At 61.2% G+C, this 12,043-nt stretch carries 12 protein-coding genes; 4 read left to right on the top strand and 8 right to left on the bottom strand.

All coding sequences use genetic code 11. From position 1 onward, the window contains the following. The 3 genes from KQ933_RS13705 to KQ933_RS13695 are packed head-to-tail and all read right to left on the bottom strand — an operon-like array spanning position 1 to position 4,755. Complete coding sequence (locus KQ933_RS13705) at positions 1-2,814, bottom strand: DUF4159 domain-containing protein (protein ID WP_216755390.1); 2,814 nt, start codon at positions 2,812-2,814, stop codon at positions 1-3. Beyond that, a complete protein-coding gene (locus tag KQ933_RS13700) occupies positions 2,811-3,731 on the bottom strand; it encodes a DUF58 domain-containing protein (RefSeq protein ID WP_216755389.1) in 921 nt (306 codons plus the stop codon). Before KQ933_RS13700 ends, KQ933_RS13705 begins: the two co-directional genes overlap by 4 nt. Before the next feature lie 13 nt (positions 3,732-3,744). Beyond that, the gene (locus KQ933_RS13695) at positions 3,745-4,755 is read right to left on the bottom strand and encodes a MoxR family ATPase (RefSeq protein WP_216755388.1); all 1,011 of its coding nucleotides are present in this window, start codon (positions 4,753-4,755) and stop codon (positions 3,745-3,747) included. Positions 4,756-4,914: 159 nt separating this feature from the next. On the opposite strand from KQ933_RS13695, the gene KQ933_RS13690 reads away from it, so the two are divergent. The 3 genes from KQ933_RS13690 to KQ933_RS13680 are packed head-to-tail and all read left to right on the top strand — an operon-like array spanning position 4,915 to position 7,450. Next, complete coding sequence (locus KQ933_RS13690; RefSeq protein ID WP_216755387.1) at positions 4,915-5,550, top strand: DUF1285 domain-containing protein; 636 nt, start codon at positions 4,915-4,917, stop codon at positions 5,548-5,550. Next, positions 5,547-6,197 carry a CoA pyrophosphatase gene (locus tag KQ933_RS13685; RefSeq protein ID WP_216755386.1) on the top strand — a complete coding sequence of 217 codons (651 nt, stop codon included), beginning with the start codon at positions 5,547-5,549 and terminating at the stop codon, positions 6,195-6,197. The genes KQ933_RS13690 and KQ933_RS13685 overlap by 4 nt, the downstream gene beginning before the upstream one ends. After that, positions 6,194-7,450 (top strand): CCA tRNA nucleotidyltransferase, encoded by a 1,257-nt coding sequence (locus tag KQ933_RS13680; protein WP_216755385.1) that lies wholly within the window; start codon positions 6,194-6,196, stop codon positions 7,448-7,450. Before KQ933_RS13685 ends, KQ933_RS13680 begins: the two co-directional genes overlap by 4 nt. 2 nt (positions 7,451-7,452) lie before the next feature. On the opposite strand, the gene KQ933_RS13675 is transcribed toward KQ933_RS13680, so the two are convergent. The 3 genes from KQ933_RS13675 to hemF all read right to left on the bottom strand — a co-directional run bounded on the left by KQ933_RS13675 (position 7,453) and on the right by hemF (position 9,073). Next, positions 7,453-7,638 (bottom strand): DUF1059 domain-containing protein, encoded by a 186-nt coding sequence (locus KQ933_RS13675; protein WP_216755384.1) that lies wholly within the window; start codon positions 7,636-7,638, stop codon positions 7,453-7,455. A gap of 125 nt (positions 7,639-7,763) precedes the next feature. Beyond that, on the bottom strand, positions 7,764-8,039 hold the full coding sequence (locus KQ933_RS13670; protein ID WP_216755383.1) for a hypothetical protein: 276 nt from the start codon (positions 8,037-8,039) through the stop codon (positions 7,764-7,766). 122 nt (positions 8,040-8,161) lie between these two features. Continuing rightward, positions 8,162-9,073 (bottom strand): oxygen-dependent coproporphyrinogen oxidase, encoded by a 912-nt coding sequence (hemF, locus tag KQ933_RS13665; RefSeq protein WP_216755382.1) that lies wholly within the window; start codon positions 9,071-9,073, stop codon positions 8,162-8,164. Positions 9,074-9,217: 144 nt separating this feature from the next. On the opposite strand from hemF, the gene KQ933_RS13660 reads away from it, so the two are divergent. Next, entirely contained in the window at positions 9,218-9,478 is a 261-nt protein-coding gene (locus KQ933_RS13660) for a hypothetical protein (RefSeq protein WP_216755381.1), read from the top strand. Positions 9,479-9,480: 2 nt separating this feature from the next. Here the strand turns inward: KQ933_RS13660 and KQ933_RS13655 are convergent, their stop codons facing one another. Both KQ933_RS13655 and KQ933_RS13650 read right to left on the bottom strand, forming a co-directional pair. Further along, complete coding sequence (locus KQ933_RS13655) at positions 9,481-11,127, bottom strand: Na/Pi cotransporter family protein (RefSeq protein WP_216755380.1); 1,647 nt, start codon at positions 11,125-11,127, stop codon at positions 9,481-9,483. A gap of 190 nt (positions 11,128-11,317) precedes the next feature. Continuing rightward, the gene (locus tag KQ933_RS13650; protein WP_216755379.1) at positions 11,318-11,779 is read right to left on the bottom strand and encodes a tRNA (cytidine(34)-2'-O)-methyltransferase; all 462 of its coding nucleotides are present in this window, start codon (positions 11,777-11,779) and stop codon (positions 11,318-11,320) included. Between the last annotated feature and the right edge of the window lie 264 nt (positions 11,780-12,043).

The following is a 12,043-nucleotide window of genomic DNA, read 5'->3' as shown; positions in this document are numbered from 1 at the left end:
TCACTGCCCCAGACGTTCAAGCAGGTCGGGCACGTGGACCTGGTCTGTCTTGTAGTTGCCGGTCAGCATGTACATCATGATGTTGACGCCGGCGCGGAAGGCGTATTCGCGCTGTGTATCATCCGGCGGCACGGTGGGCAGCAGCGGCGTGTCATTGTCATCAACGGCCCATGCGCCGGCAAAATCATTTGCGGTGATCAGGATCGGTGAGACGCCGTCTGCGGCAGCGGCCGGCTTGTTGCTGTTGTTCTGTCCGCCCTGCCGCGCTTCGATCCAGAGCGGGCTGCCAGTGTATCGGCCGGGAAAGCTCGACAGCAGATAGAAGGACTTGGTCAGCACGTGATCGTGTGGGACGGGCTCCAGCGGCGGAATATCCAGATTGGCAAGGATCTGCTGCAGGCGCTGGCCGTTGGCGGTCGTGTCGCTGCCGCCTTCGAGCGAGTCGATCTGGTCGCGCGTGTCGAAAAGCACGGTGCCGCCGTTTCGCATGTAGGCGTCGATACGGCTGATGGCGGCGTTGGATGGCATCGGCGCGGTCGCGGAAATCGGCCAGTAGATGATCGGGTAGAAGGCAAGCTCGTCCTTATCCAGGTCGATGCCAACGGGCGGAGCCGGCTCGAGCGTGGTGCGGTAGGTCAAGAATTTCGTCAGCCCATCCAGCCCCTGGTCGGAAATATTGTCCACATCCTGCTCGCCGGTGACGACATAGGCGAGATGGGTATTGTCGAGCCGCTGCATGATGACATCGTCGCCCGGCTGGGTATCGTTGGCATGCATGATGTCTGGCCGCAGCATCAGGCCGGCCACAAGCGCAATGGCGATCGTCGCGGCAGTGCGAGCGCGGGGACGCATACGGGAGAAGGCCCCGTTCATGAAGAGCACGATCAGGCTGTCGGCGAGCAGCAGCAGGAAGGCGATGAAGAAGAGCAGAGGCTTGGCCGACCAGCTTTCCCCGCCGACGAGGCCGGCGCGCACGATATTGACGCCATCCATGTCGAGCGGTTTCAGATCTGCATCGTCGGGCAGCACGTTCAGTGCCGCAAAACCATCCTCGGAGCCGTAGAGGCCGGGCGGGTTGTCGAAATTGGCAATGGGTGCGGCTTTGGCATTCGGGATCAGCGGACGCGCATTGCCGGTCTCCGCGACCAGCGTGCCCTTGGCTGTCAGCATGCGGAACGGCGGCAAGGTCTCGGCAACACGCGCGCTGCCCGTCGATTCCGAGGTCACGCCGCCGGACCGTGAGATCTGGATGAGGTGTCGCAACATTTCAACAAAAGTACCCGAGATCGGCAGGTTCGACCAGGTTGCCTCGGCACTCACATGGAAGAGCACGATCTGACCGGCATTCATCTTGTTCATGGTCACGAGCGGCGTGCCGTCGGTTAGGCTTGCCCAGGTGCGCTCGGCAAGATCGGGCGTCGGCTCTGCCAGCACCTGGCGGTTAACGGTCACGTCGGTCGGCCGTGCGATGCCGGCAAAGGGGCTGAAGCCTGGGAAATCCGCGAGTGCCTGCGGTTCGCTCCAGGACAGGCTGCCGCCAAGCGCGCGTTCGCCCTGGCGCAGGGTGACCGGGATCAGCGGATCCTCGGCCGGTGCCGCAGCAAGGCGCGGGCCGGCAAAGCGCAGCAGCATGCCGCCATTCGATATCCAGCGCTGCAGCGGCGCGTAGGTATCCTCCGGCAGGCGGCCGATATCGGCCATAATGATGACGGAGGGATTGTTCGCAAGCAGCTTCGGAATGGCGACCGAAAGATTGGCGTCGGTCGGCCGCACCAGATCCGCATATGGCTCCAGCGCTCTCTGGATGTAATAGAGCGGCGACAGCAGCGGTTGGAATTCATCGCCGCTTTCGCCTGAGAGAAGCACGACCCGGCGACGCTTGAAGGCGTCGTCAAGCAGATGCATAGCGCCTGCGGTGGCGCCGGTGTTGATGCTGACACGGGCGAAATCGTTGCGCATCTCGAAGGGGGCCGAAATGCCGGCATTGACGGCAGTCTGGCCGGGCGCAAAATCGGCCCTGCCGGTGGCGATCACGCGACCCTGCGCGTCCTGTGCGTTGAGAGCGACGGAGGCCGCTCCGCCTGAGCTGAGGCGTGTCACCTTCACCGTCATCGCGTCGGCCGTATTGGTGGCGCCGGAGATTGCTACCGTCTGAGCCGTATCGCCTTCGATCACGCGCAGTTCGGCGGGCTGAAGGTCGGAGAGCTGACGGACGGTGGCGTCGTTATCGCTGCTTGCCGCACCGTCTGTGAGGAAGGCCAGCGTGCCGGGATGCGTGCCGTTCAGTGCGGCGCGCAGAGCCTCGAAAGCCCGCTGGCGATCCGGCACGAGCGGCTTCGGCTCGGCAGCGCGCAGTTTTTCGCGGGCGGCCGAGGCCGTGCCGGGTGTCGCGTCGTTAGTCGGGTCGGCAGTGAAAGCGATGGAGACGACAGCGCCCGCAGACTCGGCATCGCCGATCAGCGCGTCAGCTGTCTGGACGCGGCGCTCCCAGTCGGTTGCCGAAGCCCAGCTGTTGTCGACGAAGAGTACGAGCGGACCACCGGACGCGAGCGAGCCCGTGCGCGGATTGAAGACCGGATCGGCGATCGCGAAGATGATGGCGGCTGCGAGCAACATGCGCAGCAGCGTCAGCCACCAGGGGCTTTGCGCCGGCGTTTCCTCGCGTTTCAGCACAGTCGCCAGGATTTTCAGCGGCGGGAAGACTTCCGCCTGCGGGCGTGGCGGGGTCAGCCGCAGCAGCCACCAGATGACGGGAAGGGCAATCAGCGCGCCCAGGAGGGCGGGATAGGCGAAGGCAAAGGGGAGCGCGCTCAAAGCTGTCCTCCATGCGTTGCCTTTGCCGGCATGCCGGAAAGATACATATGGACGGCGACCAGCGCTTCGGACGCCAAGTGATCGGTGCGGTGGCTGACGAAGGTCCAGCCGAGGTGGCGCAGCGATTGCCCGAGATTTTCGCGTCGAGCCAGATAGGCGTTGCGATAGTCTTCGCGCAGGCTCTCGGCGCGGCCCGATGTCAGCCTTTCGCCGGTCTCCGGATCGGTGAACTCGGTGCGGCCGTTATAGGGGAAGATCTCCTCGGCCGGATCGGCGATCTCGACCACATGGCCACGCAGGCCGCGGCGGGCGAGGGGCCCAAGACGGGCCATGATAGCCGGCGCGTCATCGAGGAAATCACCTATGAGGATGAGATCGCTCCAGCCGCGCACCATCACGGTTTCGGGCAGGCCGCCGGTCAACGGCGTGTGCATAAGGGCGGCTGCGAGCCTTTCGGCTGCATTGCGGGCGGAGATCGGTTCCATCACGCCGGGGCAGCCGATGCGTTCGCCGGAGCGGGCGAGGATTTCGGCGAGCGCCAGCATGATGACCAGCGCCCGGCTCTCCTTGGACACGCTGCCATAGGTCGACTTGTACATCATCGAGGGCGACATGTCGGCCCAGAGCCAGATCGTGTGAGCGGCTTCCCATTCGCGGTCGCGCACATAGGTGTGATCGTCACGGGCGGAGCGGCGCCAGTCGATGCGCGACAGGCTTTCGCCTTCGCTATAGGGGCGGAACTGCCAGAAATTCTCACCGATGCCGCGTTTGCGGCGGCCATGCCAGCCGGCAATCACGGTGTTGGCGATGCGCTTGGCTTCAACAAGGCAATCCGGCACGAGGGCAGCCCGCTGCCTTGCGCGGGAAAGGGCATCATTGCCTGACGTCGGGTTGACGATCTGTCCGATGGATGCCACGCGCTGTGCTTCCTTATCCCTTTGCCTGCTTGACCAGTCCGGCGATGACGTCGCGCACCGACATGCCCTCGGCACGGGCGGCGAAGGTCAGCGCCATGCGGTGCTCCAGAACAGGCTCGGCGAGTGCGTAGATATCGTCGAGCGAGGGCGCCAGGCGACCTTCGTAGAGTGCGCGGGCGCGGGCGCAGAGCATCATTGCCTGGCCGGCGCGCGGGCCGGGACCCCAGGCGACGTGCTTGTCGGTGGACGCATTGCCCTGGCCCGGACGGGCGGAGCGAACCAGCGAAAGGATTGCGTCGACGACGGTGTCGCTGACCGGCATCTGGCGCACGAGCGTCTGGATTTCCGCGAGACGCGCGGCATTGATAACCGGTTCGGGCTTGGCTTCGGTCAGGCCCGTGGTTTCCAGCAGGATCTGGCGTTCGGCAGCAAGCTCGGGATAGTGGACGTCGACCTGCAGCAGGAAGCGGTCGAGCTGGGCTTCGGGAAGCGGATAGGTGCCTTCCTGTTCCAGCGGGTTCTGTGTCGCCAGAACGTGGAAGGGCGACGGCAGGTCATAACGCTGGCCGGCAATCGTGATATGATATTCCTGCATCGCCTGCAGCAGTGCCGACTGGGTTCGCGGGGAGGCGCGGTTGATTTCGTCGGCCATCAGAAGCTGGGCGAAGACCGGACCCTTGACGAAACGAAAGGATCGGCGGCCGCTCTCGTCCTGATCCATGACTTCGGAGCCGAGAATATCCGAGGGCATGAGGTCGGGTGTGAACTGGATGCGGTTGGCGGCAAGGCCGAGAACTTCGCCGAGCGTCGTCACGAGTCTCGTCTTGGCAAGGCCGGGAACACCGACGAGAAGCGCATGACCACCGGAGAGAACGGCGAGAAGCGTGTTTTCGACTACGCTTTCCTGACCGAAGATGACCTTGGAAACTTCCGTGCGAATGGCGGCGATATCGGAAAGCGCTCTTTCTGCGGCGGCGACAATCGCCTGTTCATCGAGGCTGGCTTCGGTCTTGATCATACCCACGGGCGTCTCCAACGGCTGAATCATTCGGCTGCGAATCGTCTGACTTTAATAGGCGTGCCTCATACCCGATACAGTTATGAAGATGTTGCGGGCTGACAAGTTTGTTTCAAATGACTATCTCGTGACTTTATTTTGTTAAAAGCAAACCGGGACGGAAGAATGGCAGCCGAGGAAATGAGGCATACGGCGGATGCAGCGGGGCTTGCCGCGCTGATTTCGCGCGCCTCCGAGGCGAAATCCGGCAAAAAGCGCGGTTTGCCGCCTGTCGAGAAATGGAATCCGCCCTTTTGCGGCGATATCGACATGGAAATCCGGGCGGATGGCACGTGGTTCTACATGGGCACGCCGATCGGCCGGCAGCCGCTGGTCCAGCTCTTTTCCACCGTTTTGAGGAAAGATGAAGACGGCAAGACCTACCTCGTAACTCCTGTGGAAAAGGTCGGCATCAGGGTCGTCGATGCGCCCTTTGTCGCCGTCGAGATGAACGCGAGCGAGAAGGACGGACAGAAGGTTCTGACCTTCCGCACCAATGTTGGCGACGTCATTGAGGCCGGCAAGGATCATCCTCTGCGTTTTCCAGAACATGGGCCAGGGCACGGGAAAGACAGTGAACTGAAGCCCTATCTGCATGTGCGGGGGCGGCTTGAAGCATTGGTTTCACGCGCTGTGATGTATGAATTGGTCGAGCTCGGCGAGGTGGCCGAGGTCGCTGGCCGGGACATGTTCGTCATCCGCTCCGGCGGTGAGACTTTTCCGATCATGCCTGTCGACGAACTGGAAGCAGCCTCCCGATGAGCGAAGCGATCAGCAAAACCTATCCCCCGTTTTCGGCTGCCGAGTTCCGTCGCCGTGCGCTCAATCAGATCGGCGCACCCATCGATCATGCCTGGCGCGACCATGGCGATCATGTGCTCAATCCCGATATCGTTGCGCTGGTCGAGACCTTCAAGCTGCGCGACGCGGCGGTGCTGGTGCCCGTCGTCGATGATGGCGATGAGGCGAAGGTGATCTTCACCAAGCGGACGTCGACACTTCGCAAGCATTCCGGCCAGATCGCCTTTCCCGGTGGTTCCATCGATCCCGACGATGTCTCGCCCGAGATGGCGGCGATCCGCGAGACTGAAGAGGAGATCGGCCTTGGCGGCGGTTTCGTCGAAACGGTCGGGCGGCTGCCGAACTACCTGTCGTCCACCGGCTTCCGCATCACGCCCGTCCTTGGCGTTGTGCAGCGGGGTTTTTCGCTGCAGCCTAACCCCACCGAAGTGGACGATGTTTTCGAGGTGCCGCTTTCTTTTCTCATGAACCCGGCCAACCACACGCGGGACAAACGCGTGGTCGACGGCATCGACCGGCATTTCTACCGCATGCCCTATGAAACACGGATGATCTGGGGCATCACCGCCGGCATCGTCCGCACGCTTTATGAAAGGCTCTATGCATGACCTCAGTCGCCGACCACGCCTGGTTTCAGGATCCGGCGCTCAGCCGTGTCTTTGCGCTGCTGAACGCCGATGGCGGGGAAGGGCGTGTTGTCGGTGGCGCGGTGCGCAACAGCCTGATGGGGCTTGCGGTCGCCGATATCGATATCGCCACCACGCTGCTGCCGGAAGCCGTCATGGAGCGGGCCGCTACAGCAAGCATCAAGGCGGTGCCGACCGGCATTGATCATGGAACGGTGACGCTCGTCATCGATGGCCGCCCCTTCGAAGTGACGACATTGCGTACCGATGTCGAAACGGATGGCCGTCGCGCCAAGGTGGCCTTCAGTGCAGACTGGCAGTCGGATGCGGAACGGCGCGACCTTACCATCAATGCGCTTTACGCAAATGCTGCGGGCGAGGTGATCGATCTCGTCGGCGGGCTCGTTGATATCGAGAAGCGCAATATCCGCTTCATCGGCAATGCAGCGACGCGGATCGCCGAGGATTATCTGCGCATCCTGCGCTTCTTCCGTTTCTTCGCCTGGTACGGATCCGGACGGCCCGATGCGGAAGGGCTGAGGGCGTCATCCGCCGCGCGTTCGAAGCTGAAAACGCTGTCGCCCGAACGGGTCTGGTCGGAGCTCAAAAAGCTCCTGTCGGCGGAAGATCCAGGCCGGGCGCTCCTCTGGATGCGGCAGGTTGCGGTTCTCTCGGAAATCCTGCCGGAAACGGAAAAATGGGGCATCGATGCTATTCCGGCGCTCGTTTCGACCGAGCGCGCGCTCGGCTGGGCACCTGATCCCTTGCTTCGGCTTGCCTCCATTATTCCACCCGATCCGGCGCGGCTGGAGGAACTGGCCGCACGCCTGAAATTTTCGAATGCAGAGGCCGCCTATTTCAGAGCCTGGGCAAAAGCCGCTCCAGTCAATGATGAGATTTCCGCTGCCGCCTTCGAGAAGCTGCTCTACAGAAAGGGCGTGGACGGCATCATCGTGCGGCTGAAACTGGCTCTCGGCGTTGCCCGCGGCAAAGCAGAGAATGGTAGTTTTGATGAAATGAGCCGTTCGGCGCGGCTTTCGAAGCTTCTGGATCATGCACGCATCTGGAAGAAGCCGCAGTTTCCGCTGAATGGCGCAGATGTTATGGCCACAGGTATGCAGGCCGGCCCGAAGGTCGGTGAAATCCTGTCGACCTTGGAAAACCAGTGGGTGGAAGAGAATTTCGTTTTAGACCGGGCGGCATTGCTCGCCCGGCTCTCGGAGATTGCCGGTTGAGGTCAGGCCGCGTTCGCTTCGTCGCGGATGCGGGCCTTGATATTGTCCACCATATTTTCGCGAATGATCGTTTCGCCGTGGGCGGTTCTCATATGTTCGACGGTGCGGCGAACGACTTCAGCATCATTGTCGGCCCTTGTGTGCCAATCGCATCCGGGAACGAGCGTACCGCATTCGAAAAGTCGCATGGTCTTCTCCTGTCTCTGAAATACAGAACCATCGCGCTTTCGCGCGACTGAGGAATGTGCGGCAATGGAGAAGGTTCCGGTGGAGGAAGCTCCGGCCGACCTGGATGTCGGCCGAAAGGCTCTGTTTATGGATGGGGCATTGCCCAGGCCATGTAGGTGTCCGAAAGGTGGGCGGGCATGTTGCTGTTGGCAGCACCCGTTGCCTGCTCTTGAAGCTCTTCCGGAGTCTTGCCGCCTGCGAGCTGCAATTTCACCTGCTCGACAAAGCAGGAGAGCGGCAGGTCCGAGCCGCTTTTTGCTCTCAAGTTTTCGGCGATGCGCGTTAGAAACTCGGGCGCGTCGATGGCGCGAGACGTTTCCTGAATACCTGCAGAAGCAGGCAAACTGCTTTGTATCGTCATGACAATCCTCCTCCGATTGTAACGCACAAGACTCATTTAGGACGCACTCAGCTCTGATGAAGGCCTTTCAACAGGATTTTACCGGAATAGTATTTCAATTTTATCAGCACGCTTCTCGCAGCCTATGGCCAGCGTACGACAGGCGGCAGGGATGAGAGAATGGATTCGACATTGCCGCCGGTTTTCAGGCCGAAGATCGTCCCCCGGTCGTAGAGCAGATTAAACTCGACATAGCGGCCACGGCGAATCAATTGTTCGTCACGGTCGGCCTCCGTCCACTCCTTGTTAAAGTTTGAGCGGACGATCTTGGGATAGACCATGGAGAAGGCCCGGCCGACATCCCGCGTGAAGGCGAAATCGGCATTCCAGCCGCCGGCCTCCTCGCTGGAATGCAGCCAGTCGTAGAAGATGCCGCCGACGCCACGTGCTTCGTTGCGATGTCTGAGGAAGAAATAGTCGTCGCACCATTTCTTGTAGGCATCGTAATCGGCGACCGCGTGGTTGCGGCAGGTGATTTCCATGGCCTTGTGGAAGAGTTGTGTGTCTTCATCTTCCTGTGTTCGGCGGCGTCCGAGCACCGGCGTCAGATCGGCACCACCACCGAACCATCGGCTGGTAGTGACGACCATGCGGGTGTTCATGTGAACGGCCGGCACGTTGGGATTGACGGGATGGGCGATCAGCGAAATGCCCGACGCCCAGAAGCGTGGATCCTCGCTGGCGCCTGGGATCTGGGCGCGGAAGTCGGGCGCGAATTCGCCGAAGACCGTGGAGGTGTGGACTCCGACCTTCTCGAAGACGCGGCCTTCCATCATCGACATGCGGCCACCGCCGCCCGCACCATTTTCACGCGACCAGTCCTTGGCGACGAAGCGGCCGGGCTCCTGATCGGAGAGAGGGCCTTCGAGCTCATCCTCCAGCGCTTCGAAGGATGCGCAGATCGTGTCCCGTAGCCCCTCGAACCATGTTCGGGCGGCGGTCTTCTTGTCCTCGATGTCTTCGGGCAGGCCGATCGGCAGTTCCGGTCTTTCCATGCGATTCGCTCTTTCCTGATCTCAACAGTGGTTTAGCAGGTGAGGCAGAGGCCTGCCAGCAGCGGGACGCACCTGCAAGAGCTTACAAGATTCGACTCGCAAAGGCTGAACTTCGATACTACGTTCCGTACAGAGGTAGGTTTCATGGCGAAAATTCCGGGGCCTCCGCCCTTCGAAGGCTTGAAGCGCAGGATCGCAAAGCATCGGGCAGAAGCGTCCGCCCGGCAAAAAGATCATTTTGTCCGCGAGACATACAGGATGGGGCTTATCGAAGCACGCGCCAAGGCGCGCGAATGGTTCGACGAATATCCCAAGGCCGCCTACTGGACCGAAGTGGAGAGCTGGCGCCAGCTCGAGGGCGACCAGATCGAATTCACCATGCGCCGCCTGCCTTCCGCCGACTGAACCTATTCTGCCGCATCACGCAGGCGGCTTTCGATCAGAAGGCCGCTTTCATCGAGGATCGGATGTGCCACAGACACGATGTGAGCGTTGATGCGCTTCAGGTCGCGCAGCATATCGAGATGGAGCGAACTCGTCTGCAGGCTGTCGTCACGCCCATCGCGCAAGCGCTTCAGATGCCGCTCGGCCGATTGTTTCTCCATCCGGCGCACCTCGACCTTCACTTCCATCATTTGTCGGGCGAGGTTGAAATCGCGGGTAACGAAGATCGTCTGAGCGACGCGCAGATTGTCGATCGTCAGATCGAATAGCTTGCGCAATTCCCTGTAGCCGTCTTCGGAGAATTTCAGGCCGAGCGAAACCTTCTTGCCGACCTGCTCCAGCAAGCCTTTCTCGATGATGTCGCCCATGTGCTCGAGGTTGATCGCGTAGTCGATTATAACGATCGAGCGGCGGGCGTTCTCGTCGCTCAGGCCGCCACGCCCGAGTCTGGACAGGTAGACTTTCACTTCCTGCTGCAGCAGGTCGACGCGTTTTTCGAGCGCCGGGATCTCGGCGAGCTTGGACATGTCGTTACGTTCGAAGGCTTCGGAGGCGCGCAGCAGCATGCGTTCGATGAGATCGCCGACGCTGAGCACCTCGCGGGTCGCGCTGGCAAGCGCCACGACGGGCGTCGACAATTCCTGCATGTCGAGGAATTTTGGTCCCTGATCCGGCTGCGCATCATCGGGCACGAGGCGGGCGGCGAAGGTGGAGAGCATCCGCGAGAAAGGCCATGCGAGGCCAGCGAGCAGGATGTTGAAAATCAGATGCGCATCGACCGGCAGCTTGGCGGGGCCGAAAGGCAGCATTTGCAGGAGTGGCGCGGCGTAACCGGCAAGCGGCAGCGCAATCAGGCAGCCCATGGTCCGCACGATGAGGTTGCCGAGTGTGACGCGTTTGGCTGAGGCAGGGCCGGAGAGTGTGGCGACGACAGGAGGGATCGCGCCGCCGAGGTTGGCGCCGAGGACGAGAACGATGATGAGTTCCGGCGATACGATGCCTGTTGTGGCAAGCGACAGGATCAGGACGACGACCGCAAGACTCGACGAGGATATGAAGGCCAGTGCTGCAGACAATACGAGCGCAACGGGCCAGGCGTCGCCGAGCAGGCCGATGAAGGCCGCCAGCGCCGGCGAGTTGCGCATCGGCTCCGTCGCGCTGCCGAGCAGATGCAGCGAGAGGAGCATGAGGCCAATGCCGATCAGTGCCGCGCCGCCGCCGTGACGGGCGCTGGAGCCTCCGCGATAGAGCACGATGCCGGCAAGGATGAGAAGGGGCGAAAGCCATTCGATGCCGGTCGCGACGATCCAGGCGGTCACGGCCGTGCCGACATTGGCGCCAAGCAGCACGATCTGGGCCATGCGCGGCTTGATGAGATCGCGCTCCACGAAAGAAGCCGTCATCAGCGCCGTCGCAGTCGAACTTTGCAGGGCGATCGTTGCCAGGAAACCCGACAGGATCGATCGTGGACCGGTTGCGGTGCCAGTCGCCAGCCCAGTCCTCAAGCGTGCTCCGAAAGCGCGCGTGACGCCGTCCTTGACCTGCGCCAAGCCGAAGAGCAGCAGCGCAATCGCGCCGAACAGATTGATCATGACAACAGTGGATTCCATGGCCTTGGTCTTTTTCTTCTTCTTGAGAAAGCTTGCCCGATTCTACCTGTGCGTAGTCGAGTAAATCATTGGAATCTCACTGCTTGTGCAGATTTATTGATTGCCTGGCTAATTAATATAGGCGCTTTTGCGTCGATTCAAAGTATTGTTTGCGACATGCAGGCCGCCAAGGATCGGCATGCTTGCTGATTCAGGACCAGATAGTCTGGCGCATCGCTTCGCCAAAGATCATCGCGGCGGAGACGGCAAGGTTGATCGAACGTTGACCATCCACCATCGGGATCAGGATGCGCCCGTTGGTGCGTTCATGTACGTGATCAGGAGCGCCGGCGCTTTCTCGGCCGAAGATCAAGATATCGTCGGGACGGAAGGCGAAATCTGTATAGCGCTGCGATGCCTTCGTGGTGGCGAGGATCAGGCGGCGGCCGGTGACTGCGCGCCATTCCTCGAAGCGTTCCCAATTGACATGTCGGGTAAGTGCAGCGGTGGCCAGATAGTCCATGCCGGCACGTTTCAGGTTTCGATCGGAAATATCGAATCCGGCGGGCTCGATGATATCGACCGCAAAGCCCAGGCAGGCGGCAAGCCGCAGGATCGTTCCGGTATTGCCGGGAATATCGGGTTGATAGAGCGCCAGTCTGAGGTCTGCCATGAGAAGTTGTCCGTTGCGGTAATACGATATTGGCCTATCCGAACTGTGATTTTGAGGCAACAAAATGCTTTTTGACTATTCTCTAGTCACTTTCCGCTGTGATGGGGCTGGAAATTCAGGCATTTTCGCGTTATCGGTGCATATCTTCAATCGCCAACAGGGAGCGCCGACATGGATATATTTGTGCTGATGCGCCTCCCGCCCGTGATGCCACGCTTGGCGATCTGGCGCGTGTAAGGCGCTTTTTCTTTCCCAATTGCCCAT

The organism is Rhizobium sp. WYJ-E13 (assembly GCF_018987265.1).
Classification (GTDB): Bacteria; Pseudomonadota; Alphaproteobacteria; order Rhizobiales; family Rhizobiaceae; genus Rhizobium.
This window is presented reverse-complemented; position numbering and strand designations above follow the sequence as displayed.

What these genes read in the sequence shown, in the direction of transcription:
- hemF (WP_216755382.1), bottom strand. Translation starts at nt 9,073, where the DNA reads ATGGAAAGACCGGAACTGCCGATCGGCCTGCCCGAAGACATCGAGGAC.
- KQ933_RS13685 (WP_216755386.1), top strand. Translation starts at nt 5,547, where the DNA reads ATGAGCGAAGCGATCAGCAAAACCTATCCCCCGTTTTCGGCTGCCGAG.
- KQ933_RS13660 (WP_216755381.1), top strand. Translation starts at nt 9,218, where the DNA reads ATGGCGAAAATTCCGGGGCCTCCGCCCTTCGAAGGCTTGAAGCGCAGG.
- KQ933_RS13650 (WP_216755379.1), bottom strand. Translation starts at nt 11,779, where the DNA reads ATGGCAGACCTCAGACTGGCGCTCTATCAACCCGATATTCCCGGCAAT.
- KQ933_RS13675 (WP_216755384.1), bottom strand. Translation starts at nt 7,638, where the DNA reads ATGCGACTTTTCGAATGCGGTACGCTCGTTCCCGGATGCGATTGGCAC.
- KQ933_RS13670 (WP_216755383.1), bottom strand. Translation starts at nt 8,039, where the DNA reads ATGACGATACAAAGCAGTTTGCCTGCTTCTGCAGGTATTCAGGAAACG.
- KQ933_RS13680 (WP_216755385.1), top strand. Translation starts at nt 6,194, where the DNA reads ATGACCTCAGTCGCCGACCACGCCTGGTTTCAGGATCCGGCGCTCAGC.
- KQ933_RS13655 (WP_216755380.1), bottom strand. Translation starts at nt 11,127, where the DNA reads ATGGAATCCACTGTTGTCATGATCAATCTGTTCGGCGCGATTGCGCTG.
- KQ933_RS13690 (WP_216755387.1), top strand. Translation starts at nt 4,915, where the DNA reads ATGGCAGCCGAGGAAATGAGGCATACGGCGGATGCAGCGGGGCTTGCC.